Origin of the sequence: Amycolatopsis sp. cmx-8-4 (assembly GCF_046548675.1) — a bacterium.
GTDB lineage: Bacteria > Actinomycetota > Actinomycetes > Mycobacteriales > Pseudonocardiaceae > Amycolatopsis.
In genome coordinates this window covers 406,404-430,541 of the sequence record NZ_JAEBDZ010000004.1, presented here as the reverse complement: position 1 = coordinate 430,541, position 24,138 = coordinate 406,404, and the positions used below count along the sequence as shown (strand labels likewise).

24 protein-coding genes are annotated in these 24,138 nt (G+C 72.2%); 12 read left to right on the top strand and 12 right to left on the bottom strand.

Annotated features, from left to right (window positions below):
• The first annotated feature begins 99 nt into the window (after positions 1–99).
• Entirely contained in the window at positions 100–1,422 is a 1,323-nt protein-coding gene (locus tag ACLJQZ_RS11135) for an alginate lyase family protein (protein ID WP_410619922.1), read from the top strand.
• A gap of 1 nt (position 1,423) precedes the next feature.
• On the opposite strand, the gene ACLJQZ_RS11130 is transcribed toward ACLJQZ_RS11135, so the two are convergent.
• Positions 1,424–1,825: a hypothetical protein gene (locus ACLJQZ_RS11130; RefSeq protein WP_410619921.1), complete on the bottom strand. Its 402-nt coding sequence runs from the start codon at positions 1,823–1,825 to the stop codon at positions 1,424–1,426.
• A 139-nt stretch (positions 1,826–1,964) separates the two neighbouring features.
• Between ACLJQZ_RS11130 and ACLJQZ_RS11125 the strand changes: the two genes are divergently transcribed.
• Positions 1,965–4,697: a ricin-type beta-trefoil lectin domain protein gene (locus ACLJQZ_RS11125; protein ID WP_410619920.1), complete on the top strand. Its 2,733-nt coding sequence runs from the start codon at positions 1,965–1,967 to the stop codon at positions 4,695–4,697.
• Positions 4,698–4,858: 161 nt separating this feature from the next.
• The gene (locus tag ACLJQZ_RS11120; protein ID WP_410619919.1) at positions 4,859–6,313 is read left to right on the top strand and encodes a glycoside hydrolase family 76 protein; all 1,455 of its coding nucleotides are present in this window, start codon (positions 4,859–4,861) and stop codon (positions 6,311–6,313) included.
• A gap of 9 nt (positions 6,314–6,322) precedes the next feature.
• On the opposite strand, the gene ACLJQZ_RS11115 is transcribed toward ACLJQZ_RS11120, so the two are convergent.
• The gene (locus tag ACLJQZ_RS11115) at positions 6,323–7,126 is read right to left on the bottom strand and encodes a glycoside hydrolase family protein (protein ID WP_410619918.1); all 804 of its coding nucleotides are present in this window, start codon (positions 7,124–7,126) and stop codon (positions 6,323–6,325) included.
• A 98-nt stretch (positions 7,127–7,224) separates the two neighbouring features.
• On the opposite strand from ACLJQZ_RS11115, the gene ACLJQZ_RS11110 reads away from it, so the two are divergent.
• Positions 7,225–8,757 carry an FG-GAP-like repeat-containing protein gene (locus ACLJQZ_RS11110; RefSeq protein WP_410619917.1) on the top strand — a complete coding sequence of 511 codons (1,533 nt, stop codon included), beginning with the start codon at positions 7,225–7,227 and terminating at the stop codon, positions 8,755–8,757.
• 3 nt (positions 8,758–8,760) lie between these two features.
• Here ACLJQZ_RS11110 and dapA read toward each other — a convergent pair whose 3' ends face one another.
• Complete coding sequence (gene dapA, locus ACLJQZ_RS11105; RefSeq protein ID WP_410619916.1) at positions 8,761–9,645, bottom strand: 4-hydroxy-tetrahydrodipicolinate synthase; 885 nt, start codon at positions 9,643–9,645, stop codon at positions 8,761–8,763.
• 73 nt (positions 9,646–9,718) lie between these two features.
• Between dapA and ACLJQZ_RS11100 the strand changes: the two genes are divergently transcribed.
• Positions 9,719–10,651, top strand: a complete 933-nt coding sequence (locus tag ACLJQZ_RS11100; RefSeq protein WP_410619915.1) for a LysR family transcriptional regulator — start codon at positions 9,719–9,721, stop codon at positions 10,649–10,651.
• A 4-nt stretch (positions 10,652–10,655) separates the two neighbouring features.
• Positions 10,656–11,273: an RDD family protein gene (locus ACLJQZ_RS11095; RefSeq protein ID WP_410619914.1), complete on the top strand. Its 618-nt coding sequence runs from the start codon at positions 10,656–10,658 to the stop codon at positions 11,271–11,273.
• On the opposite strand, the gene ACLJQZ_RS11090 is transcribed toward ACLJQZ_RS11095, so the two are convergent.
• Both ACLJQZ_RS11090 and ACLJQZ_RS11085 read right to left on the bottom strand, forming a co-directional pair.
• Positions 11,154–11,804, bottom strand: coding sequence for a response regulator (locus ACLJQZ_RS11090; protein WP_410619913.1), 651 nt, complete (start codon positions 11,802–11,804; stop codon positions 11,154–11,156). The two genes, ACLJQZ_RS11095 and ACLJQZ_RS11090, sit on opposite strands and share 120 nt — an antisense overlap.
• Positions 11,805–11,817: 13 nt before the next feature.
• Positions 11,818–12,981: a sensor histidine kinase gene (locus ACLJQZ_RS11085; protein WP_410619912.1), complete on the bottom strand. Its 1,164-nt coding sequence runs from the start codon at positions 12,979–12,981 to the stop codon at positions 11,818–11,820.
• Between the two features lie 180 nt (positions 12,982–13,161).
• On the opposite strand from ACLJQZ_RS11085, the gene ACLJQZ_RS11080 reads away from it, so the two are divergent.
• Positions 13,162–13,614: a hypothetical protein gene (locus ACLJQZ_RS11080; protein ID WP_410619911.1), complete on the top strand. Its 453-nt coding sequence runs from the start codon at positions 13,162–13,164 to the stop codon at positions 13,612–13,614.
• 3 nt (positions 13,615–13,617) lie between these two features.
• Here the strand turns inward: ACLJQZ_RS11080 and ACLJQZ_RS11075 are convergent, their stop codons facing one another.
• Positions 13,618–14,382 carry a DUF1206 domain-containing protein gene (locus ACLJQZ_RS11075; RefSeq protein WP_410619910.1) on the bottom strand — a complete coding sequence of 255 codons (765 nt, stop codon included), beginning with the start codon at positions 14,380–14,382 and terminating at the stop codon, positions 13,618–13,620.
• Between the two features lie 114 nt (positions 14,383–14,496).
• On the opposite strand from ACLJQZ_RS11075, the gene ACLJQZ_RS11070 reads away from it, so the two are divergent.
• Entirely contained in the window at positions 14,497–15,609 is a 1,113-nt protein-coding gene (locus tag ACLJQZ_RS11070) for a DNA alkylation repair protein (RefSeq protein WP_410619909.1), read from the top strand.
• A gap of 562 nt (positions 15,610–16,171) precedes the next feature.
• Here ACLJQZ_RS11070 and ACLJQZ_RS11065 read toward each other — a convergent pair.
• Complete coding sequence (locus ACLJQZ_RS11065) at positions 16,172–17,101, bottom strand: NADP-dependent oxidoreductase (protein WP_410619908.1); 930 nt, start codon at positions 17,099–17,101, stop codon at positions 16,172–16,174.
• A 49-nt stretch (positions 17,102–17,150) separates the two neighbouring features.
• On the opposite strand from ACLJQZ_RS11065, the gene ACLJQZ_RS11060 reads away from it, so the two are divergent.
• Positions 17,151–17,816, top strand: a complete 666-nt coding sequence (locus ACLJQZ_RS11060; protein ID WP_410619907.1) for a TetR/AcrR family transcriptional regulator — start codon at positions 17,151–17,153, stop codon at positions 17,814–17,816.
• Here ACLJQZ_RS11060 and ACLJQZ_RS11055 read toward each other — a convergent pair.
• Positions 17,776–18,150: a hypothetical protein gene (locus ACLJQZ_RS11055; RefSeq protein ID WP_410619906.1), complete on the bottom strand. Its 375-nt coding sequence runs from the start codon at positions 18,148–18,150 to the stop codon at positions 17,776–17,778. The genes ACLJQZ_RS11060 and ACLJQZ_RS11055 overlap by 41 nt on opposite strands.
• A gap of 75 nt (positions 18,151–18,225) precedes the next feature.
• The gene (locus ACLJQZ_RS11050; protein WP_410619905.1) at positions 18,226–19,110 is read right to left on the bottom strand and encodes an RNA polymerase sigma-70 factor; all 885 of its coding nucleotides are present in this window, start codon (positions 19,108–19,110) and stop codon (positions 18,226–18,228) included.
• Positions 19,111–19,267: 157 nt separating this feature from the next.
• Between ACLJQZ_RS11050 and ACLJQZ_RS11045 the strand changes: the two genes are divergently transcribed.
• On the top strand, positions 19,268–19,759 hold the full coding sequence (locus tag ACLJQZ_RS11045; RefSeq protein WP_410619904.1) for a carboxymuconolactone decarboxylase family protein: 492 nt from the start codon (positions 19,268–19,270) through the stop codon (positions 19,757–19,759).
• Between the two features lie 48 nt (positions 19,760–19,807).
• On the opposite strand, the gene ACLJQZ_RS11040 is transcribed toward ACLJQZ_RS11045, so the two are convergent.
• Both ACLJQZ_RS11040 and ACLJQZ_RS11035 read right to left on the bottom strand, forming a co-directional pair.
• Positions 19,808–20,680: an LLM class flavin-dependent oxidoreductase gene (locus tag ACLJQZ_RS11040; protein WP_410619903.1), complete on the bottom strand. Its 873-nt coding sequence runs from the start codon at positions 20,678–20,680 to the stop codon at positions 19,808–19,810.
• A gap of 1 nt (position 20,681) precedes the next feature.
• Positions 20,682–21,701: an aldo/keto reductase gene (locus ACLJQZ_RS11035; RefSeq protein WP_410619902.1), complete on the bottom strand. Its 1,020-nt coding sequence runs from the start codon at positions 21,699–21,701 to the stop codon at positions 20,682–20,684.
• A gap of 62 nt (positions 21,702–21,763) precedes the next feature.
• Between ACLJQZ_RS11035 and ACLJQZ_RS11030 the strand changes: the two genes are divergently transcribed.
• Positions 21,764–22,405, top strand: coding sequence for a TetR/AcrR family transcriptional regulator (locus tag ACLJQZ_RS11030; protein ID WP_410619901.1), 642 nt, complete (start codon positions 21,764–21,766; stop codon positions 22,403–22,405).
• A 4-nt stretch (positions 22,406–22,409) separates the two neighbouring features.
• On the opposite strand, the gene ACLJQZ_RS11025 is transcribed toward ACLJQZ_RS11030, so the two are convergent.
• Positions 22,410–22,535 (bottom strand): hypothetical protein, encoded by a 126-nt coding sequence (locus tag ACLJQZ_RS11025; RefSeq protein WP_410619900.1) that lies wholly within the window; start codon positions 22,533–22,535, stop codon positions 22,410–22,412.
• Between the two features lie 739 nt (positions 22,536–23,274).
• Here ACLJQZ_RS11025 and ACLJQZ_RS11020 point away from each other — a divergent pair.
• The gene (locus ACLJQZ_RS11020) at positions 23,275–24,126 is read left to right on the top strand and encodes a geranyl diphosphate 2-C-methyltransferase (RefSeq protein WP_410619899.1); all 852 of its coding nucleotides are present in this window, start codon (positions 23,275–23,277) and stop codon (positions 24,124–24,126) included.
• The last annotated feature ends 12 nt before the right edge of the window (positions 24,127–24,138 follow it).

Genomic DNA, 24,138 nt, shown 5'->3' with positions numbered 1-24,138 from the left:
ACACCCTGGCACGGGGACCCTTGTGCAACGCCCGGCGTTCAGGTATCCAATCAAGCGTCACATGTATGTCATCAGTTCATGTACGTGAACGGAGTAGCAGTGTCGCCACTCGGAAACCTTCGCCGTCTCGGTGTCCTGGCCGTGGTGACGGCGACCCTCGGCGGGTCGCTGTCCGGAATCGCCGCGGCCGCACCGGCCACGACCGCCGGGGTGTGCTCGCTACCCGGGATCGAACGGCTCTGCCCGCCCAGGACCGTCGTGCTCGACGGGAACCGCCTCCTGCTGAACAAGCTCGCCCTGCTGCTCGGGGACCGGACCGTCAAGACGTCGCTCGGGAACCTCGTCGAGCAGGCCGACGTCGCGGTCACGGCCGGGCCGTGGACCGTCGCCGACAAGGAGCGGGTGCCGCCCAGCGGCGACAAGCACGACTACCTGAGCCTCGCCCCGTACTGGTGGCCCAGCCGGCCGAAGACCGCGGACAACCCGCTCGGCTGCCCGTACGTGCAGCGTGACGGCGTCCTCAACCCCGAGACGACGGCCGTGCCCGACAAGGCCGAGCGGCTCAAGGCGTTCAGCTCGATCTACCAGCTCTCGCTGGCCTGGTACTACACCGGCAAGGCCGACTACGCGCGCCGCGCGGCGCTCGACCTGCGCACCTGGTTCCTCGACGCCGCCACGAAGATGAACCCGAACCTGAACTTCGCGCAGGGCATCCCGTGCAAGAACGACGGGCGCGGGATCGGCATCATCGAGTTCTCCTACACCTTCACCCAGGTGCTCGACGCCGCCGCGATCCTGAGCACCGGCGCGCCGGGCTGGTCGAAGGCCGACGAAGGCGCGTTCAAGGGCTGGTCGAGCGAGTTCCTGACCTGGCTGCGGACCAGCCAGTACGGCCAGGACGAGGCCGCGGCCCAGAACAACCACGGCACGTTCATGGACATGCTCACGGCCGGGATCGCGCTCTACACCGGGCAGAGCGGCGTCACCAAGGACATCCTCGAGAAGGCCAAGGCGGGCCGGATCGACCACCAGATCGCCGCCGACGGCAGCCAGCTGGAGGAGATCGCGCGCACCCGCACGTTCCACTACTCGACGTTCAACCTGGTCGCGCTGACCCGGCTCGCGCAGATCGGCGGCCACGCCGGCGTCGACCTGTGGGGCTACCGGAACCCGCAGGGCGGCAGCATCACCAAGGCCGTCGACTTCCTGCTCCCGGCGGCCACCGGCGGCGCCGCGCAGTGGCACTACCCGGACCTGAACTTCACCCAGTACGCGGCCCTGGACAGCGTCCACGCCGCCGCCGACGCCGGTGACCGCCTGGCCCGGGCCGCGCTCCCGAAGGTCCCGGCGCCGCCGGGTGGTGACCTCTACCCGGTCCGGCCCGCGGCCGAGCAGCTCGACGACATCTCGACGACCGGCTGAGTCACCCGGGAAGCAGCTCGGTGATCGCCGCGGTGGGGACGAACTCGTCCGCCACCGCGGCGAGCGCCGGGTCGAGGGTGACGAACCGGTCGGCCTGCAGCTTCGCGACGGCCAGGTACTCGGCCATCCCGATGCCGGGCCAATCCAGCCGAGCGGCGATCTGCCACGCCGTCGAGCGCGAGACGCGGTCGCCGAGCAGGCGGATCTTCAGGCCGGCCAGGCGCTCCAGCAGGACCAGGCCTTCGCGGTCCGTCCGCTCGCCCCGGCGGACGCTTTCGTAGAGGTGCGCCATCGCGTGCGACCGCAGCACGCTCGGGGCGACGAGCTTGTGCTCGGGGGCCACCACGACCTGGTCTTCGGCCAGGCGCAGCGCGGTCAGGGCGTCGATGCCGAAGCGCGTCACGAGGCCAGGGTAACCGGACAGGAATCGGACGGATCTCGCCACACGCGACTTCGGTCCGTTGACTTTCCTTGCGGTGAGCCGCTTCCCTGAGGTGCGGCGCCCCGTCGCGGGGTGCCCGGCTTCGGCTGGAGGAGCACACATGGCCCGCCTCGCCCGATTGCTCGTGGTCCCGTTCCTGGTCGTCACCGCGCTGGTCGTCCCGGCGACGGCGGCGTCGGCGGTGACGACCGACGTCGCGGTGAACGGCGCCGCGGCGGGGCGAACGTTCGACGGCGTCGGGGCGATCAGCGGCGGCGGCGGGAACTCGCGGCTGCTCGTCGACTACCCGCCCGCCCAGCGCGCGCAGATCCTCGACTACCTCTTCAAGCCCGGCTACGGCGCCGCGGTGCAGCTGCTGAAGCTGGAGATCGGCGGCGACGCGAACTCCACCGACGGCGCCGAACCCAGTCACGAGCACGTGCGCGGCGAGGTGAACTGCGACGTCGGGTACGAGTTCTGGCTGGGGGAGCAGGCCGTCGCGCGCAACCCCGGGATCAAGCTGGTCGCGCTGCCGTGGGCCGCGCCGGGCTGGATCGGCGGCGGGAACTTCTGGTCGCAGGACATGATCGACTACGACCTCTCGTGGCTCGGCTGCGCGAAGCAGCACGGCCTGACCATCGGCTACCTCGGCGGCTGGAACGAGCGCGGGCACGACACGACCTGGTACAAGAACCTGCGTTCGGCCCTGGACTCCCACGGCTACGGCGCGGTGCAGATCGTCGGTGACGACACCGGCTGGAACACCGCCGACGACATGCTGGCCGACCCGGCGTTCGGCCGCGCGGTCGGCGTCGTCGGCTCGCACTACCCGTGCGGCTACCTGTCCGACGCGACGTCGTGCGGGTCGTCGGCCAACGCCGTCGCGACCGGGAAACCTCTGTGGGCCAGCGAGTTCGGGTCGCAGGACGACAACGCGGGCGCCGTTCCGCTGATCCGCAGCATCACCCGGGGCTACCTGGACGGGCAGCTGACGGGGTTCATGAACTGGCCGCTGCTCGCCGCGATCACCCCGAACCTGCCCTACAGCACGGTCGGGCTGGCGGTGGCCGGGTCGCCGTGGTCGGGGTCCTACCAGCTCGGGAAGAGCCTCTGGGCCACCGCGCAGGTCACGCAGGTCACCCAGCCCGGCTGGAAGTTCCTCACGGGCAGCGCGAGCGGCTACCTCGGCGGCAACCGCGCGAACGGCAGCTACGTCAGCCTGAAGTCCGCTACCGGCACGGACTACTCGACGATCTACGAGACGACCGGCGCCACGGCCGCGCAGACGGTGAACGTCAAGGTCTCCGGCGGGCTCGGCACCGGGACGGTGCACGTGTGGTCGACCGACCTCGGCGGCACGGACTCCTTCGTGCGGCAGGCCGACGTCACGCCGCAGGGCGGGGCGTACGCGCTGACCCTGCAGCCCGGCCGGATCTACTCCGTCACCACGACGTCCGGCCAGGGCAAGGGCACCGCGGCCGGCCCGGCCGAGCACGCGCTGGCGCTGCCGTATTCCGACAACTTCGACGGCTACCCGAGCCGCACCGAGGCGAAGTACTTCGCCGACATGCAAGGCTCCTACGAAGCGCGCCCGTGCGCGGCGGGCCGGACCGGCCAGTGCCTGCAGCAGGTCGCGCCGGTGAAGCCGATCGAATGGCAGGACGACAGCGACGCTTACGGCCTGCTCGGCGACCCGGCTTGGCGCGACTACACGGTCAGCGTGGACGTCGACCTGCAGCAGGCCGGCACGGTCACCCTGCTCGGCCGGGCGAACACCCAGACGCGGCCGCAGAGCCGGCAGGCCGCCTACCAGCTGCGCCTGGACGACCGGGGCCGCTGGGCGATCGCGAAGAACAGCAGCGGCGGCGTCCTGACGACGCTGGCGTCCGGCACGGCCACCGCGCCCGGGCTGAACACCTGGCACCGGCTCGGGCTGGGCTTCTCCGGCAACAGCGTCACCGCGACCCTCGACGGCGCCCCGCTCGGCGCCGTCACCGACACCTCGTTCACCGCGGGTCAGGTCGGCCTCGGCGTCGTCGGCTACCAGACTACGATGTTCGACAACCTGTCCGTCGTCGCGGCCCCGCCCGGCAACCTCGGCGGTGTCCTCAAAGGACGGGAGTCCGGGCTCTGCGCCGACGTCCCGGCGCTGAGCCAGGCGAACGGCACCGCGATCACGCTGTGGGACTGCAACGGCGGCGCGAACCAGCAGTGGACGGCGACCCCGTCCGGGCAGCTGACCGTCTACGGCGGCAAGTGCCTCGACGCGGCCGACAGCACCGCCGTCCGGATCCAGGACTGCGCGGGCACCCCCGCCCAGAGCTGGCGGCTCGACCCCGACGGCAGCGTGGTGAACACCGGCTCCGGGAACTGCCTGGACGCCGTCGCGCACGGGACGTCGCCCGGCACCGCGCTCACCACCTGGGCGTGCAACGGCGGGCTCAACCAGCGCTGGGACCGCGGCGCGAGCACCGGCGTCCTCAAGGGGCAGGCGTCGGGCCGCTGCGCCGACGTCCCCGCCGCGGACCAGACGAACGGCACCCGGCCGGCGCTGTGGGACTGCAACGGCGGTGGCAACCAGGCCTGGACGTCCACCACGACCGGCCGGCTGACCGTCTTCGACACGAAGTGCCTGGACGTCGTCGGCGGCGCCACCGCGGACGGCACGCCGGTGCAGATCTGGGACTGCACCGGCGTTCCCGGCCAGCAGTGGCGGGTCCGCTCCGACGGCAGCGTGGTCGGTACCGGTTCGGGCAAGTGCCTGGACGTCGCGGGCGGCGCGACGAGCGCGAGCAGCCCGCTCGTCATCGCGGCCTGCTCGGGCGCCGGCAGCCAGCGGTGGTCCCGCGGCTGAGCACGCTGTCCGCAAAGTTGTCTGGACCAAAAACGGGACAATCTGTTGACAGTCCCCCGGTTCGGGGCTCAACCTGAAACCGGTTCACCGCCGGGCCCGGGCGGGTTCTCCCTGCTCCCAGTGATCTTCACGCGGATCCCGTGTTCAGCGAGGAGTTCGTCATGCCCGGTATCTGGATTTCCGCTGCCCTCACCGCCGCCGCGCTCGTGGCCCCGGCCGCGACGCCACCCCCGTCCGCCACGCCGTCGACCGCGCTCGCCACCATCTGCAACAAGCTCTGCGACGCCGCCGATCCGGCGAGCTCGCCCGCCGACCGCCGGCCGGTGACCTCGACGCTGTTCTCGCGGACGATCGCCCTGCACTTCGACGACGCGGACGCGATGGGCTGGGCGTCGATCGAGAACGGCAGCCCGGGCGACGAGGTGTGGCTCGACCGCTCCTTCGACGGCGGCCGGTCGTGGGCCTCGGGCAGCAGGCTCGGCGCCACCGCCGTCCCGGCGAACAACCGCGGCTGGCGCACCCTGATGTACAACGTGGACGACTGGAACAACACCGGCGTCGGCGCGCTGCGGGCGTGCGGGAAAGCCGTGGACCGCGCGGACATCGCCTGCACGACGTGGGCCCGGACCACCTGGAACGCCGGGGAGCGCCGGACGGCCGCGGCCACCGCGGAAATGATGTTCTACAACAACTCCACGGGGTTGTTCGACACCACCGGCTGGTGGAACTCGGCGAACGCGCTCACCGCGGTGATCCGCAACGTCCAGGTCACCGGGATGCCCAGCTACCGCTACGCCATCGCGCGGACCTACGACAAGAACATCAATGCGGCGCAGGGGCAGTTCCGCAACGAGTACATCGACGACACCGGGTGGTGGGGCCTCGCCTGGGTGCTGGCCTACGACGTCACCGGCGACAGCCGCTACCTGAACACCGCTCGCGCCGACGCCGACCACATGGCCGCGTACTGGGACGGCACGTGCGGCGGCGGGGTCTGGTGGAGCACGGCGAAGACGTACAAGAACGCGATCGCCAACTCTCTCTACATCCAGCTCAGCGCGGCGCTGCACAACCGGATCTCCGGCGACAGCACGTACTTGAACCGGGCGAAGAGCGGCTGGACGTGGTTCCAGGGCACCGGCATGGTCAACGGCTCGTCCCTGGTCAACGACGGCGTCGACCTCGGCTCCTGCCGCAACAACGGCAGCACGGTCTGGTCGTACAACCAGGGCGTGCTCATCAACGCGCTGACCGAGCTGAACCGGGCGACGGGCGACGCGGGGCTGCTCACGACCGCGCGCCGGCTGGGCGACGCCAACGTCACGTCGACGTCGCTCAACACGGCGGACGGCATCCTGCGCGACCCGTGCGAGAACGGCGACTGCGGTGGCGACGGCCCGTCGTTCAAGGGCGCCGACGCCCGCGGCCTGGCCGCCCTCAACGCGGCGCTGACCGACCACCCGTACACGACTTACCTGCGCCGCCAAGCGGATCGGGCGTACGCGTCCGACCGCAACCCCCTCGACCAGTACGGCCTGCGCTGGTACGGCCCGCTGGACAAGCTCGACGCGGCCCGCCAGCAGAGCGCGCTGGACCTCCTCGACGCGGCGTCCTGAGTGGACGGTTCACGCGGACCGGTAGGCGACGCCGCTCGCGTTCGGCGACGTCCCGGTGTAGAGCCCGGTCGGCGTGGTCGACGTCGACAGCGAGAACCAGGCGTAGCGCTCGACGAACGACAGGCCGTTGAGCATCGCCGTCGACCGGCTGACGAAGTCGGCCTGCTGGGCCGAGGACGGGTACCGCGGCGTCGAACCGGAGAAGTCGATGAGGGCGTACTCGGTGACCCAGATCGGGCGGTGGTAACGGTTGTGGACCGCCTGGACGTAGGACTGCAGCTGCCCGGCGGCAGCCGTCGAGAAGTCGCCGCCGTACCAGTGCAGCGGGATGAAGTCGACGCGGTAGCCGCGCGCCGCCGCACCGCTCATGAACCGGTCGAGCCAGCCGCCGGCGACGTCCCCGCCGTACGCCACGGCCGGGGCGCTCAGCCGCAGCCCGGTGTTCTGCAGCTGCGGCCACAGGTTCAGCGCGGTGTCGACAGACATGGCCGCCTGCCCGGCCAGATCCGGCTCGTTGAACGCGAGCAGCGTGCTGCCGTTCGCTTTCGCCTGCGCGAGCTGCGCCGCGGTGACGGAACCACTGCCCCAGATCATCGGGACGAACTCGGTCCCGGCGGGCGCGGTGATGCCCTGCTTGTCGGAGGCCCAGGTGTAGAACCACTTCGCGCCGACGTCGCTCAACGCCGTGGTCACGCCGGAGAAAGAGGCGGCGCTGACGCCTTTCTTGGCGTTGGCGGCGGTGGCCGGCGCGGCCAGGCCGCCGAGCGCGGCGACGACGACCGCCGCGGTGACGAGGATCTTCCTGAAGTTCACGGGTGCCTCCGGATCACGAGTGCACGAACGACCGGGTCATCGGGATCGTACCCAGGCCGGCTGGGTGACGCCCGCTCTGTTTCTCACGGAGGTTTCCCTTGGTACGCCGTCTCTTCGTCGTCATCGCCCTGCTCGCGTCCGGCGTCGTCCTGGTGCCCGCGGCGTCCGCCGCCGCGCTCGGCCCCGCCGTGCGCGTCATGCCGCTCGGCGACTCGATCACCTGGGGCGTGGGCAGTGCCACCACGTCGTCCTACCGCGCGCCGCTGTCCCGGTTGCTGGCCGCGCAGTCGCGGTATTCGGCGCGGTTCGTCGGGACGCAGGCGTCGGGCAGCCTGCCCGGCCCGGCCAACGAGGGCCACAGCGGCTACACGATCGACCAGCTGACGGCGGGGATCGACGGCTGGCTCGCGTTCGACCGGCCGGACGTGGTGCTGCTGCACGTCGGGATCAACGACCTGGCCCGCGGCATCGACGTCGCCGGTGCGCCCCAGCGGTTGCGGACGCTGGCCGACCGGATCTTCGCGGACCGGCCCGGAGTCGCGGTGCTGTTCCTGGGCCTGATCCCGACGACGCCGGGGCTGGAGAGCGCGACGGCGTCGTTCAACAGCGGCGTGAAGGCGATGCAGGGGAGCGAACAGCAGGCGCGGCACCGGTTCCGCTACGTCGACCCGCCGGCGTTGACGTCCGCGGAGATGGCGGACAACCTGCACCCGAACGACGCGGGTTACCAGCGGATGGCGCAGAGCCTGTACGGGCCGCTGGACCAGGCCTACACCGACGGCTGGATCGCGTCCCGCCCCGCACTCGGCGCGGCCACCGAAGCCGGTGGCTCGGGCAAGGTCCGCTGGGCCGACTTCGACGGCGACGGCCGGGCGGACTACCTGACGGTGGCTCCGAACGGTGCGGTGTCGGCCATCCTGAACCGCGGCGGCGACGGCCACGGCGGCTGGTCGGTCCTCGGCCAGGTGGCGACGGGCACGACCACGGACCCCACCCGGGCGAGGTTCGCGGACTTCGACGGCGACGGCCGCGCGGACTACCTGACGATCGCCGCGAATGGCGCGGTGACAGCGTTCCTGAACCGCGGCGGCGACGGCCGTGGCGGCTGGCTGGGCCTCGGCCAGGTGGCGACGGGCACGACCACGGACCCGGCCCAGGTCCGGTTCGCCGACCTGGACGGCGACGGCCGCGCGGACTACCTGACGATCGCCGCGAACGGCGCGGTGTCGGCGTTCCTCAACCGCGGCGGTGACGGCCGCGGCGGCTGGCTGGGCCAGGGCCAGGTGGCGACCGGCACGACCACGGACCCGGCCCTGGTCCGCTTCGCCGACTTCGACGGTGACGGCGCGGCCGACTACGCGGCACTGGCCGGTTCGGGCGCGATGACGCTGTACCTGAACCGGGGCGGCGACGGCCACGGCGGCTGGCTCCCGTACGGCCAGGTCGCCACGGGCCTGACGACGACGGCGAGCCAGGTCGCCTTCGCCGACTTCACGGGCGGCGGCAACGCGGACTACGTCCTGGCCGACCCGTCCACCAACGCGGCAACGGTCTACGCCTGGCAAGGTGGCGACGGCCACGGCGGCTGGACGAACCTCGGAAAGGTGGCCGCCGGAGTCCCCATCGGCTGACGCTCAAACGGACACCGCCATGCTCGCCAAGGCTTCCCGGAGCCGCTGAAGGTGCGCCGGCGGGGACTCCAGCAACGGTGAGCGCACGGCCGCGCTCGGGATGACTCCCAGCTCCGCCAGCGCGGCCTTCGCCATGATCGCGCCCTGGGACGTCCGCATGATGGCCTCCACCAACGGAAGCAGCGATCCCTGGATCGCCCGCGCCGCCTCCAGGTCGCCGCGGCGGACCGCGTCGATCAGCGAAGCGTTGCGGTCGGCGAACGCGTTGCCCACGACGCTCACCACCCCCGTCGCGCCGCTCGCGAGGTACGGCAGGTTCAGCTCGTCGATGCCGCAGTAGTACGCCAGCGACGTGCGGGACATGACCGTCATCGCCTCGAACAGGTCGCCCTTCGCGTCCTTCACCGCGCGGATGCGGGGGTGCTCGGCCAGCTCGAGCAGCGTCGGCAGCTCCATCGCGACGCCGGTGCGCGCGGGGACGTCGTACAGCATCACCGGCAGCGACGTCGCGTCGGCGACCGCGGTGCAGTGGGCGACGATCCCGGCCTGCGTCGGCCGCGAGTAGTACGGGCAGACCAGCAGCACCGCGTCCGCCCCGGCCGCCTCGGCTTCGCGGGCGCGGCGGACGCTCGTGGCCGTGTCGTAGGTGCCGATCCCGGCGATCACCCGGGCGCGACCAGCCGCGCGTACGGCGACGTCGCGGACGAGCCCGGCCGACTCGGCGTCGGTCAGGGTGGGCGACTCGCCGGTGGTCCCGCCGACGACCAGGCCGTCGCAGCCGGTGGCCAGCAGGTGGTCGACCAGGCCGGCGAGGCCGGGTTCGCTGAGCGTGCCGTCGGGGTGCGTCGGGGTCACCATGGCGACGAGGTTGGTGCCGAAGAGCGTCATGGTCCGAGCCTGCCGCGGCCCGACTACCCCGGTCCAGCGATGCTTTCTTCGCGGTATTGCGTAGCGTGGCTTCATGATTGACGTCGGAGCCCTGCGGGCGTTGCGGTCGGTGGCGGCACTCGGGACGCTGGCGCGCGCGGCCGATGAGCTGGGGTTCACGGCCTCGGCCGTGTCGCAGCAGCTCAAGCGGCTGGAACGGCAGCTCGGCGTGCCCGTGCTCGCGCCGGCCGGCCGCGGGGTCGTGCTCACCCCGGCCGGGCAGGCGCTCGTCGACTCGGCGCCCGCCGTGTTCCAGGCCCTCGAACGCTGCGCCGAGGCCGCCCAGTCGGTCTCAGCCGGCGCGCCGCGCGGCGTGCTCCGCGTGGTGGCGTTCTCGACCGGCATCCGCGGGCTGCTCGCACCTGTCCTGCGGAGCCTCGCGGCGCGCTGCCCGGACCTGAGCCTGCGCGTCACCGAGCAGGACCCCGGCGATGCGCTCCACAGCGTCGACGCCGGGACCGCCGACCTCGCCCTCGTCCACGACGCCGACGGCCTGCCCGCGCCGCTGCCGCCGTCCCTGACCCGGCGGCACCTGCACACCGACGTCGGCGACGTCGTCCTGAGCGGCACGCACCCGCTCGCGCGGGGAACCGAGCCGCTCGACGACGCCGGCCTCGCCGGGCACGCGTGGGTGACCAGCCCGCCCGGCACGGTCTGCCACCAGTGGTTCCGGCGGCTCGTGCCCGGCGATCCCGACGTGCGGCACCTCGTCGACGATTTCGCCACGCAGCTGGCCCTGGTCGCCGCGGGCGACGTCCTCGCGCTGATTCCGCGGCTGGCCCGCCCGCCGCTGGGGGAGAACCTCGTCGCGCGGGCGCTGCGCCGGCCCCCGAAACGCGAGGTCCACGCGGCGTGGCGGCGCAGCGCCGACGCCAGCCCGGCGATCCGGGCGGTGCTCACCGAACTGTCCACAAGGGACAAGAACCGCGACCCGGCGTGCGCCCGGCCGCCGGGGCCGACATCATAGGACGATGACCGGTTCCCCGCCCGAGGATCGCCCCGGGCCCGGCATCATCGGGCGCAGGCTCGTGCAGTTCTTCCTGGACGAGATGCTCGTCTTCGTGCCGATGCTGCTGCTCGCCGTGCTGGTGATCGTGCTGTTCCACCCGAGCGGCCGGGTGTCACTCCTGCCGTTCCTCAAGGTCGTCGTCTACACCATGCTGGCCCTGGACCTCGTCGGTCTGTGGTTCGTCACGACGTGGTGGCCCTACCGGCACGGCGGCCAGACGCCGGCGATGCGCTGGCTGCGGTTGCGCGTCGTCATGCTCGACGGCTCGCACCCGCCGCTGCGGCTGTTCCTGGTGCGCCAGGTGCTGATGCTCATCGACGGTTTCGCGTGGGGTCTCGCCGGGGTCGTCGTGATGCTGTGCACCCGCCGGCGTCAGCGGTTCGGCGACGTCGTGGCGCGCACGGTCGTCGTCCGGGTGCCAAAGCACAGCCCAGCGGACTCCCCAGTGGACTCCCCAGAGTCAGTGGACGAGGCCGCTTTCCCAGGCCCAGATGGCTATCTCGGTGCGGTTGCGGGCCCCGAGCTTGCGCTTGGCCGCGCCGATGTGCGTCTTGACGGTGGGCAGCGAAACCACGAGTGAGCGGCAGATCTCGTCGTTCGTCGCGCCGCGGGCGACCGCGCGGACGACGTCGAGTTCGCGCGGTGTCAGCGGGCTTTCGGGCGCGACGGCCTGCCGCGGGTCGCGCCGCGCGTAGTGCGCCAGCAGCCGGGTCGTGATCGCCGGCGACACGAGCGCTTCGCCGTGGGCGGCCGCGTGCACCGCCTCGATGAGCAGGTTGGGCCCGGCGTCCTTGAGCAGGAAGCCGCACGCGCCGGCGCGCAACGCCGCGTGGACGTTCTCGTCGAGACCGAACGTCGTGACCATCACGACGTGCAGCGGGTCGGGCACGTCCGGGCCGGCCAGCAGTTCCGTCGCGCGCAGCCCGTCCACCCCGGGCATCCGGATGTCCATCAGCGTCACGTCCGGGCGCAGTTCCCGGGCCGCGCGCACGGCTTGCTCGCCGTCGGCGGCCTCCCCGATGACCTCGATGTCCGGTTCGCCTTCGAGGATCAGCCGGAATCCCGCGCGGACCATCGCCTGGTCGTCGGCGATCAACACTCGCGTGGGCAACGGGTTCTCCTTCTCAGCCGGGGTCGAGCGGCAGCCGTGCGGCCACCCGCCAGCGCTGTCCGGCGGCCGGTCCGGCCTGCACCGTACCGCCCACCGCCGCCACCCGCTCGGCCATCCCGAGCAGGCCGTAACCGCCGCGGCGGGCGGGCCGCGCGGCGCCGTCGTTGACGACCTCGACGCGCAGCTCACCGCGGGGTTCGTGGCGCACGAGCACCCGGACCTCGACGGCGTCGGGTGCGTGCCGGCGGACGTTGGTGAGCGATTCGGTGAGCAGCCGGTGCGTGGTCGTCACGACCTCGGGCGTGACCGGGAGGACCGCGAGGTCGTCGCTGACGTCGAGGTGGATGCGGGTGTCGTCGGGCACCGCGCGGTCGACGGCGGTGGCGAGGTCGGCGGGCGGGACGAAGAGGTCCTCACCGTCGGTCCGCAGCGCGCCGACGAGCCGGCGCATCGCGGAAAGCGCGGCCGCACCGGCGGTTTCCAGCTCGGCGAACGTCTCGGTGTCGCCGCCGCTGCGTTCGGCGACGCGGTGCGCGGCCTGGACGCGCACGACGATGCCGGTGATCTGGTGGGCGACGAGGTCGTGCAGCTCGCGCGCCAGCCGAAGTCGTTCGGTGGTGCGGATTTCGAGGACGTCGGCGCGGCTGCGGACCTCGGCGTCGCGCAGGATCAGCCCGACGGCCAGCGCGCCGCCCCAGAGCAGCGCGGCCCCGGCGGCGAAGAGCGCGGCCGGGGTTTCGGCGCCGTAGCGCAGGATCGGGGCGAGCGTGGTGGCGGCGCCGCCGAGGATCGCCAGCGCGGCCGCCGCCCGCGGGGCCAGCCGGTGGCAGCAGGCCCCGACCATCAGCGCGATGGCGAGGGCCTCGGCCGCGCTGGGCTGCGGCGGGAGCTGCCGGCCCGCCGTCGCCGCGATGACGGCGGAGATCCCCGTGCCCAGCAGGGAAAGCCCGGACACGGCGGCGGCCAGAGCGGCCGTGTGGTCGGGGAACCGCCGGCGCAGCACGGCCAGGAGCGCGACGACCGGGCCGAGCCCGGGCGCGAACTCCAGGGTGATCGTGGCGAGCTGACCCGGCGCCGGTCCGGGCCGGACGGCGAGGGTCACGTCGAGCGCCACCAGCGCGCCGAGAACGACCGACTCGGCCACGAGCAGCCCGCGCCGGCCCGGCAGGAGGATCACGTGCTCGTTCCGGGAGTCATCTCCCGATCGTGCCTCACCCGAAGTCGGCGCGCTCCGCCACGGCGACATCTCATCCCCAGGTACGAGACGCCCGGGGAATCTCGTACCGCCGGTTGATCGCGGCCGCGGTGAAGTTCGCCAGACTCGGGACGGAAGACGAGGCGAGACGGAGGGAATCCGATGCAGGAAACCGCGTTCGTACCCGGCCCGCGGCCCGTGAACGGGAAGATAGCCGGCTTACCGGGCTGGTACTTCCTGCTGGTCGGCCTGCTGGTGGCCGGCAACGACCTGACCCAGCAGTTCGCGGACCGCTATTCGTGGGTCTCGCTGCTGCCGCTGGTGCTGGTGGCGGTGCACGTCGTCCTGTGGTTCACGATGCTTTCCCGGCGCCGGCAGTACTTGCGGGCGGTGTGGCGCAGCAAGCAGGCGCTCGGTCTGGTCGCTGTGCTGTTCGCCGCGCGGCTGCTGCTCCAGCTGGGGCTGACCGCGCTGACCGACCGCGTGGCGCCGTTGCACAGCTACACGCACCTGATCCTCGGGCTGACCATGCTGGTGCTGACCACCGCCGGGGCCTGGTTCGACCAGTGGCTCGTGCTGCGGGTGGTGAACAAGCAGCAGCACCCCGGCTTCTGAGCCTCAGATCTTGCGGAACCGCGCGTCGAAGAGCGCGAACACCCCGAAGGCGGCGATCCCCGCGGCGAGGACGAGCAGCAGTGGTTGCCCGTAGGGCTGCACGGCCAGCGTCTTCAACGCGGGGTCCAAGCCGGCCGCCTTCGCCGGGTCGTAGTTCACCGCGGCCAGCACGAACATCACACCCACCGCGGCGTAGGCCACCGCGACGGCGCACCAGCCGATCTGGCCCAGGCGTTCGGTCGAGCGCCGGACCGTCCGGGGCGCCTCGCCGAACTCCAGCTCGCGCAGGAACGTCTTGCGGATGCCCCGGTGGACGAGGAAGGCCGCGACACCGATCACCGCGATTCCGGCCGCGATCACGACGACCGCGCCCCACGGCTGGGCGAGCAGGCCGGCGACCAGGGACTTGCCCTGGCTCGGCGCGCCGAGGGCGGTCTTGCCCGCGCTGTAGGCGACGAGGCCGTACAGCACGACCTCGATCCCGCTGGTCACCCGGCGCAGCAGCCGGCGGCGGGGCGGGGCGTGCCGGTGACCGGTGAGGACCTCGGTCACCTGCCAGAGCGCGAGCACGGTCGTGCCCGCGGTGACCAGCCACAACAGCCAGACGCCGGTACCCTCGGCGACGAGCTGGAGGGCGCCGGCCTTGTCGGCCTTTTCGTTGTCGCCCAGGGCGACCTGGGCGGCCAGCCAGGCCACGACGAGGTGCACGATCGCGTAGCACGTGAGCCCGATCCGGGCGATCAGGGTGAAACCTTTGAAATCGGGCATCCGCCGATCCTCGTCTCCCGGAGCCGGATTGGCCAGAACGTTTTTGTCGGTGGTGGTGCGTACGGTCTGGTCTGTCGGTCGAGGACGGCCGATCGCCCGAGACCGGAGGACCCCATGCCCTTCGCCGATGAACTGATCGGCACCCCCGCGGTGCGCGCGCTCGTCGCGTCGCTGCGCGTCGCCGCCCCGAAAGCGCGGCTGACGAGGGTGCGCGCGGCCGAGGGCGCGCTCGGGCCGCTGTCGCTGCGCGAACGCAGCGACCTGCTGCGGGACGCCCTGCTCGAAGACCTGCCGGGCGACTACGCGTCACTGGCGGCGGTGATGCGCACTGCGGCGGCGGACGCACCGACGTTCACCGGCTGGCTGATCTGGCCGGTGACCAGCGCAATCGCGGTCAAGGCGGTCTCCGACGGCGGCACGAAGGCCTTCGACGACGCCCTCGCGCTGCTGGCGGAGCTGACCCCACGGCTGACGGCCGAGTTCGCACTGCGCGTGCTGCTCAACCACGACCTGGACCGCGCGCTGGCCAAGATTTCCGGCTGGACGACGTCGGACGACCACGACGTGCGCCGGCTGGCGTCCGAAGGAACCCGCCCGATGCTGCCGTGGGCCGTGCGCGTACCGGCCATCCTCGCGTCGCCGAAGTCGACACTGCCGATCCTGGACGCGCTCTACCAGGACGAGAGCGAATACGTCCGCCGCTCGGTGGCCAACCACCTCAACGACCTGAGCCGCCGCGAGCCGGACCTGGTGGTCGAGACGGCGTCGGCGTGGCTCGCCGCCCCGGGCGCCGACCCGGCGGCCACTACCCGCCTGGTCCGCCACGCCCTGCGCACGCTGGTCAAGCAAGGCCACCCGGGTGCCCTGGCCCTGCTGGGCTTCACCCCGGCCCGGGTCGACGTGACGGGCCCGCTACTGGTCTCGGACACGGTGCTGATCGGCGACGCCCTGGCGTTCACGGCCTCGGTCCGCAACCTGGAACCGGAACCGGCCCGCCTGGCGATCGACTACGTGGTCCACCACCACAAGGCAAACGGCGGCTCCACGACCAAGACGTTCAAGCTGACGACCCAGGTGATCCCGCCGGGGGAGACGTACGAGCTGGCCCGCGAGCACTCGTTCCGGCTGATCACGACCCGCCGCTACCACCCGGGCCCACACGCACTGGAACCACAGATCAACGGAGTGAGAAGCGGCCGAGCAGACTTCGACCTCCTGTCCGAGTAGCCCGGCCCCGAGCGCCCCAATGTGGCGTTGGGTGCATCCAGCGCACCCAATGTGGCGTTGGGTGCATCTGACGCACCCAATGTGGCGTTGGGTGCGTCCAGTGTCGTGCGTCTGAGGTTCGTTGACGGGGCCGGGCAATGCGCCCCAATGTGGCGTTGGGTGCATCTAACGCACCCAATGTGGCGTTCGGTGCGTCTAACGCACCCAACGCCACATTGGGGCGCTCCGGACAGGCGGCGATCTCCTGCCGAGCGTCGAGTGCGAAGCGCGAAGCAGGCGCGGCCGCGGCCGCGCCTGCTCGGCGAGTGTGAGTGTGAGCGGAAGACCTTGCCGCGCCCAGAATCGTCGCCTGTCGCGCGGGTGCGGCGGCCGGAGCGCCGCGTGGTGGTCAGAGCCGCAGCGCGACCTTTCCGCGCGCGTGACGGCTTCGCTGGGTTCGTGTGCGGAGGCGGCCCCCGTGGATTGCGAAGGTGGCCGTGTCTGCGGCCGTACCCGCCCGGCGCGCGTGATCGTGAACGGAAGTCCCTGCGGCGCCAAGAGATCGCGACCTGCTGCCGCGCAATCAGTGTTGCAGCACGATCTTCCCCCGTGCGTGGCGGCTTTCGCTGAGTTCGTGCGCGGCCGCGACCTCGGCGAGCGGGAACGTCGCGGCCACCGGAATCCGCAGCCGCCCCTCCGAAGCGAGCGTGACCGCGATCGGAAGTCCGTGCAGCGCCACGGGATCCGCGCCCGGCGTGTCCGGAGCGCCGTGCGACATGTGCACCCCGTGCGCCGCCGCCGCGAAATCGGCGATCGTCACCACAGAAGCCGGGTCGCCCGCCAGGGCCACGAGGTCCGGCAACGCGCCGCCCGCGCAGTCGAACACCGCGTCCACTCCGGACGGCGCCAGGGCCCGGACCCGCTCGACCAGCCCCGGGCCGTACGTCGTCGGTTCGGCGCCCAGTGACCGCAGGAAGTCGTGGTTTCCGGCGCTCGCCGTGCCGATCACCCGCGCGCCGCGGGCGGTCGCGAACTGGACGGCGACCGTGCCCGTGCCGCCCGCCGCGCCGTGGACGAGCACCGTCTGCCCGGCGCGGACCGCGAGCCGGTCGAGGACGCGGGTGGCCGTCTCGACCGCGCCCGCCGCGCCGCCCGCCTCCGCCCAGCTCCACGCCGACGGCTTCGGTGCCCACGCCGCCAAGACCGCGAAGTCGGCGTTGGCCCCGCGTGTCGCCGAAGGGGCCATGCCGAACACCTCGTCGCCGATCGAGACCCCCGTGACGCCGGCGCCGATCTCGTCGACCACGCCCGCGGCGTCGAACCCGGTGCGGAACGGGAACCGCACCGGCACGACGTCCCGCAGCTCGCCCGAGCGCACCCTGATCTCGCCGGGCGAAATCGCGGAAGTCCTGACGGCGATCCGGATCTCACCCGAGCCGGCGTGCGCCGGCGGAACCTCGGCGACCGCCACCACACTCGGCGGGCCGTATGCGGAAAACTGGACAGCTCTCATACGGGCGAACGTAACGGAGCACCCCGTCCGGTTGGCTAAAGTGAGAGCGGTGACGGCCGAAGTGAGAGCGCCCCTGCGCTCCGACGCCCGCGACAACCGCGGGCGCATCCTGGTGATCGCCCGCGCGGCCTTCGCCGCCGAGGGCCTGGACGTGCCGATCCGCGAGATCGCCCGGCGCGCCGGGGTCGGCGTCGCGACCGTCTACCGGCACTTCCGGACCAAGGAAGCCCTGCTGGCCGAGGCCTTCGCCGAGCAGCTGGCCTCGTGCCGGGCGGTCGTCGAAGACGGCCTCGCGGCGGCCGACCCGTGGCGCGGGTTCTGCCTGGTCATCGAACGGCTCATGGAGGTCCACGCCCTCGACCGCGGCTTCGCCCGCGCGTTCACCTCGCGGCTGCCCGGCATCACGCACTTCGCCGCCGACCGCGACCGGACCCTGCGCCTGCTGCTCCGGCTGGTCCGGCGAGCGAAAGAGGCCGGCGACCTGCGCGACGACTTCGTGCTGGAGGACGTCAGCCTCGCGCTGATGGCGAACGAGGGCATCCGCGCCGAGACGCCCGAGCTGCGGGTGGCGGCGTCCCGGCGGTTCGCGGCCCTGATGATCCAGTCGTTCCGGGCGGACCCCGTCCTGGCGCCGTTGCCGCCCGCCGTCCGGCTGCCGCTGTCCCGGGTCGAGCTCAGCAGGGCCCGAAGTAGCGGCACTCGATCAGCGCCCTGAGGTCGAGCGCCGCGGCGCGCGGTTCGAGGTCGTCGAGCAGCGGGCCGACGCCGTCGACGGAGACGACCTGCTCAGCCGTGTCGTGTTCGGCGCAGCCGCTCCCGTGGAGGTTGCCCGCGGGCAGGACGCAGAACACCTCCGAGCCGCCGTCGCCGTAGCTGAAGTAAGCCTGCAGCGGGACCGGCGTGGCGTCGGCGACGTCGTTGCACCGCACGCCGCCGAAGCTGCCGGGGAACTCCCAGCCCGGGTCGTCGGCGGTGCGCTCGTCGGCGCGCCAGCCGCGCCCGGTGAGGAACTCGTGCACGTGCTGCCGGTCGGACGCGGTCTGGGCCATCGAGGGATCCCTTCGAACGAGGCGAGGAACGTCCAGTGTCTCGGGACCCTGCTCGCCACGAACGGGTGACCAGGGTCAGCGGCGGAGCGTGGTCTCCGCCGCCATCCGCGACAGCTTCTCGGGGTTGCGCACGGCGTAGACGCCGGTGACGAGGCCGCCGTCGATCCGCAGCGCCAGCACGGTGTCGAGCTCGCCGTCGAGCGACATGACCAGCGCCGGGTGGCCGTTGACCTGCGCCGGGCGCAGCGTCGCCCGGCCCTCGACCCGGCCCAGCCCGCCGGCCAGCACCCGGCCGACGCGGTCGGCGCCGACCACCGGCCGCAGGACGGCCTGCTTGACCCCGCCGCCGTCGCCCACCAGCACGACGTCCGGGGCGAGGACGTCGAGCAGGCCCTGCAGGTCACCCGTCTCGATCGCCCGCTGGAACGCCTCGAGCGCGGTGCGGGCGGCGGCGCGCGAGACGTCGCCGCGCGGCCGCCGCGCCGTGACGTGCGACCGGGCCCGGTGCGCGATCTGGCGGACGGCGGCCGCGGACTTGCCGACGGCGTCCGCGATCTCGTCGTAGGGCAGGTCGAAGACGTCACGCAGCACGAACACGGCCCGTTCGGTCGGCGCGAGCGTCTCGAGCACCAGCAGCATCGCCATCGACACGCTGTCGGCCAGCTCGACGTCCTCGGCGACGTCGGGTGCGGTCAGCAGCGGCTCGGGCAGCCACGAGCCGACGTAGGACTCCTTGCGGCGGCCGAGCGTGCGCAGCCGCTGCAGCGCCTGGCGGGTGGTGATCCGGACCAGGTACGCGCGCTGCGCCTGCACGGTCGCCAGGTCGACGCCGACCCACTTGAGCCAGGTCTCCTGCAGGACGTCCTCCGCGTCGGCGGCCGAGCCGAGCATCTCGTAGGCCACCGTGAACAGCAGGTTGCGGTGGGCGAGGAACACCTCGGTGGAATCGTCCCCGGTCATGTGGTCCCCCTTCGCGGTCGGCTGCGTCCCCCATCAGATACCGGGCCACGCCGTTCTGTGACAGGGCGGCGCTGTGGCGTGGGTCACTGTCACAACCGCCGGGGGCACCGGCATCTGGTGGTCGTCAACGTGACTCCACGAGATGAGGACACACATCATGGAAGCCCGACTCGACATGCTGAACAACGAGTTCGCCGCCAAGTTCGGCAAGCGGTTCGCCGGCGTCAGCATGATCATCGACCGGTCGCCGTTGCCGAAGGTCGTCCAGGAGCTGGTCAAGATCCGCGCCAGCCAGATCAACGGCTGCGGCTTCTGCACGGACATGCACACCAAGGACGCCACGGCCGACGGCGAGACGCCGGTCCGGCTCAACCTGATCGCGGCCTGGCGCGAGGCCACCGTGTTCACCGACGCCGAGCGGGCCGCGCTGGCCCTCACCGAAGAGGGCACCCGGATCGCCGACGCCCACGAAGGCGTGTCCGACGAGACCTGGGCCCGGGCGCGCAAGCACTTCGACGACGAGCAGCTCGGGGCGCTCGTCTGCCTGGTCGGCCTGATCAACGCGGCCAATCGGATGAACGTGATCGCCCGCATCCCGGCGGGCTCCTACGAGGCCGGCATGTTCGCCGATTTCGTCCCGAAGGACTGAGGGCCGCGGCGGTGCCCGATGAGTCTGCTGTGGACACCGCCGTGGCCGTCAGGCCGACGTCACCGGCCGGATCACCTCGTCGGCCAGCCACTGCGCGACGCCGTCCGGGTACGGCGACGCCACGCTGAGGACGAAGTGCCCGAACCCCGCGTCGAGCGCTTCGCGGATCGCGTCCCGGGTGGTGCCGGGCTCGTCGTAGGACACCGGCAGGTGGATCGAGCGGGTGACGGCCGCCGGGTCGCGGCCGATCTCGCCGCAGTAGCGGTCCAGCAGCGCGCTGCGGCTCACGACGTCCGCGAGGTCGCCGCCGGGGATGTTCCACACGTCGGCGTGCTCGGCGGCCACGCGCAGCGTCGCGGCCGCGCGCCCGCCGACGACGATCGGCGGGTGCGGCCGCTGGACCGGCTTCGGGCTGCCGAACGCCCCGGTCAGCCGGTGGTGGACGCCGTCGAAGTCGAACGGCTCGTCCTCGGTCCACAGCCGCTTGATCAGCGTGCAGGCCTCGGCGAAGCTCGCCACGGCGTCCGCGGTCTCCAGGAAGGGCAGGCCGTGGGCCGCGTACTCGCGCCGGGCCAGGGGATGGCTGGGCCGCGAGCCGACGCCGATGCCGAAGTCGAGCCGGCCACCGGACACGACGTCGACCGTCGTGGCGATCTTGGCCAGCACGGCCGGCGGCCGGAAGCGGTTGCTGGTCACCAAAAGGCCCAGGCGCAACCGGGACGTCTGCGCGGCCAGCGCCGAAAGCAGCGTCCAGCCCTCGAAGATCGGGCCGTCCGGGTCGCCGAAGATCGGCATGAGGTGGTCGAACAGCCAGGCGTGCTCGATCTCGGGGATCGCGTCCGCCTCACGCCAGACGCGCAGGATCTCGGGGTAGGAGACCTGCGAAGGCGCGGTCATGATGCCGAATCGCGGAGCGGACATGTCAGCGGCGCCTCAGGGTCGGGTCGAGCAGGGCGGGCGGGGTGTCGAACTTCTCGTCGGGGGCCAGGTCGAGGCCCGGCGCGACGATCGCGTCGATCTCGTCGAGCACGTCGGCGGGCAGCACGGTGTCGGCGGCGGCGAGCTGCGAGTGCAGGTGCTCGAGCGTGCGGGGGCCGATGATCGCGCTGGTCACGGCGCGGTGCGCGGTGACGAACCCGAGCGCGAGCTGGATCAGCGTCAGCCCGGCTTCGTCGGCGACCTTCACCAGCCGCTCGACGGCGTCGAGCCGGGCCCGGTTGGCGGGCCGGCCGAGGTCGAAGCGCTGCGGCAGGACCCGCGACCGGCTGGTGGTGATCTCCCGGCCCTCGCGGACCACGCCCGAGAGCCAGCCCGACGCGAGCGGGCTCCACGCCAGCACGCCGAGGCCGTACTCCTCGGTCACCGGCAGCACGTGGGTCTCGATCCCGCGCTGCAGGATCGAATAACCGGGCTGCTCGGTGACGTAGCGGCTCAGGTGGTGCTCGCGGGCGGCCCACTGGGCCTGCACGATCCGGTACGCGGGGAAGGTCGACGAGCCGAAGTAGCGGATCTTGCCCGCGCGCTGCAGGTCGGTCAGCGCGGAAAGCGTTTCCTCGTCGCTGGTCGCCGGGTCCCACCGGTGCATCTGGTAGAGGTCGACGTGGTCGACGCCGAGCCGGCGCAGGCTGTGGTCCAGCTCGGTGACCAGCCAGCGCCGGGAGCTGCCCCGGTGGTTGCGCTCCTGCCCGATCGGCATGGTCGCCTTGGTGGCGAGCACGAGGTCGTCGCGGCGGCCGGCGATCGCCTTGCCGACCATCACCTCCGACTCGCCGTCGCCGTACATGTCGGCGGTGTCGACCAGGTTGATCCCGCCCTCGAGCGCGGCGTCGACGATCGCGGTGGCCTCGTCCTGGGTGGTGCGCCCGATGGCACCGAAGTTCATCGCGCCGAGCGCGAGCGAGCTGACCTGCACACCGGTGCGGCCCATCGTGCGGTACTGCATGAGACTGGTCCTCCATGGCATCATGGATAAGCGGAACGTTGCTCCACTAACGATACGGAGCAATGTTCCGTTTCGCAACCGACGGGAGGAACGGCGTGGTGGACGAGGGCGCCCAGGGGCGGGCCCAGGAGCGGGTCCAGGAACCGGTACGGCCGAAGCGGGCCGACGCCCGGCGCAACCAGGAGACGCTGCTCGACGCGGCCGCGGCGGTCTTCGTCGCCTCCGGCGTCGACGCGCCGGTGCGCGACATCGCGGCCGAGGCCGGCGTCGGGATGGGCACGATCTACCGCCACTTCCCGACCCGCGCGGACCTGATCATCGCCGTCTACCGGCACCAGGTCGAAGCCTGCGCGGAGGCCGGCCCGGCCCTGCTCGCGGCCACCTCGAGCCCGCACGCCGCGCTGGCCCAGTGGATCGACCTGTTCGTCGGCTTCCTGGTGACCAAGCACGGCCTGGCGGGGGCGATGCAGTCCGACCAAGCCGGCTTCGAGACGCTGCACGCGTACTTCCTCGACCGGCTCGTGCCGGTGTGCACCGAGCTGCTCGACGCCGCGGTGGCGGCCGGCGAGGTCCGCGCCGACGTCGCGGCGCTGCAGCTCATGCGCGGCGTCGGGAACCTGTGCATCGGCGCGGACACCGACGCCGGTTACGACGCGCGCCGGCTGGTCGAGCTGCTCATCGCGGGGCTGCGGGTGCCGCGGTGAGGCGTCACCCGGCGACGAGCGCGCGCTGCTCCTCGGTGATGTCGGCGAACATCCGCTTGAACCGCGCGTAGTCCTCGGCGCCGAGGACTACGCGCGGCATGTCCGCCATGATCGCGTCCGCCGTGCGCATCTGGTCGAGCCCGCGGGCGGTGGGGCGGATCAGGAGCCGACCCGCCAGGACGCCCGGATCGGGGCCCGTCGCGGTGCGCTCGGCTCGGCTGACTATCCGCCCACCCTGCCGAACCGGCGCCGAAAGCACGCACCTCGCCGGGGATCCGGCCGCCCACAGTGGAGGCGAGGGCGCCAGGGTCCGGCCCAAGCGCTGGTCACGTTCGTACCGCGACGGCCAACACGCTGTCCGGAACGGCCAACACAACGCCCCGAACGGCCAACACGCCGACGGCGGCACTCCATCGTCGGCGTGTTGGCCACTCCGGTCGGTGTGTTGGCCACTCCGGTCGGTGTGTTGGCCGCTCCGGTCGGTGTGTTGGCCGCTCCGGTCGGCGTCTGCTCCGTCTACTGTGGACTGAAAGGGGGCCACTGCTCGTCGCCACCCGAACGGGCCGGCCGGCGCACGGAAACCCGAAACCGGTGTTGGCCGTCCGCCAAGCCGACGGCGGCGCGTTCACCCGCTGTCGTCCGGCGTCATCCGACCAGGGAACGCAATCGGCCGCCCGGGTTGTTCCCACCGCCGCGATCCGGTCCGCTCGGGGAGTCCGATAGGCCGATCAGGCCGCGGAACCGAAGTCTTCCGTTTACCGGAGTGAACGTTCTTGTGACCCCCGACAACGGGCCGCTAGCGTTGCTCATCGGGCCGAGGGAAATCGTCCGGCCCATTCTTTCCGGCGTGGGAGAAGAAGGAGCCGCCCGTGATTTCCACCGACCAGCCCGTGATCCGCAGCGCGTACCAGCAGTCGATCGCCGACTACTGGAACCGGGAAAAGGATCCGGTGAACCTCCGGCTGGGCGATGTCGACGGGCTCTACCACCACCACTACGGCATCGGCGAATACGACCCCGCGGTGCTGGAGGCACCCGAGGACGTCCGGGACGCGACGATCATCGCGGAAATGCACCGGCTGGAAACCGCGCAGGCCGAAGTGCTCCTCGACCACCTCGGCGCGATCGGCCCCGGTGACCGGCTGCTCGACGCCGGCTGCGGCCGCGGCGGCAGCAGCATCATGGCCAACCACCGCTTCGGCTGCCGGGTCGACGGCGTGTCCATTTCGGAGCAGCAGGTCGCGTTCGCCAACGAGCAGGCGGCCAAACGCGGGGTCGCCGACCAGGTTCGGTACCACCTGCGCAACATGCTCGACACGGGCTTCGAAACCGGTGCCTTCAAGGGTATCTGGAACAACGAGAGCACGATGTACGTCGACCTGAACCAGCTCTTCGCCGAGCACGCCCGCCAGCTCGCGCCGGGCGGCCGGTACGTCACCATCACCGGGTGCTACAACGACGTGACCGGCGGCCGGTCGCGCGCGGTGAGCCAGATCGACCAGCACTACATCTGCAACATCCACGCGCGCGGTGACTACTTCAAGGCCCTGTCCGCCAACGGTTTCGTGCCCATCAACGTCGTCGACCTCACCGCGGCCACGATCCCGTACTGGGAGCTGCGCGCGCGGTCGTCGGTGGCCACCGGGATCGAGGACCCGTTCCTCACGGCCTACCGCGAAGGCAGCTTCCACTACCTGCTCATCGCCGCCGACCGGATCTGAGCGAGGGGATTC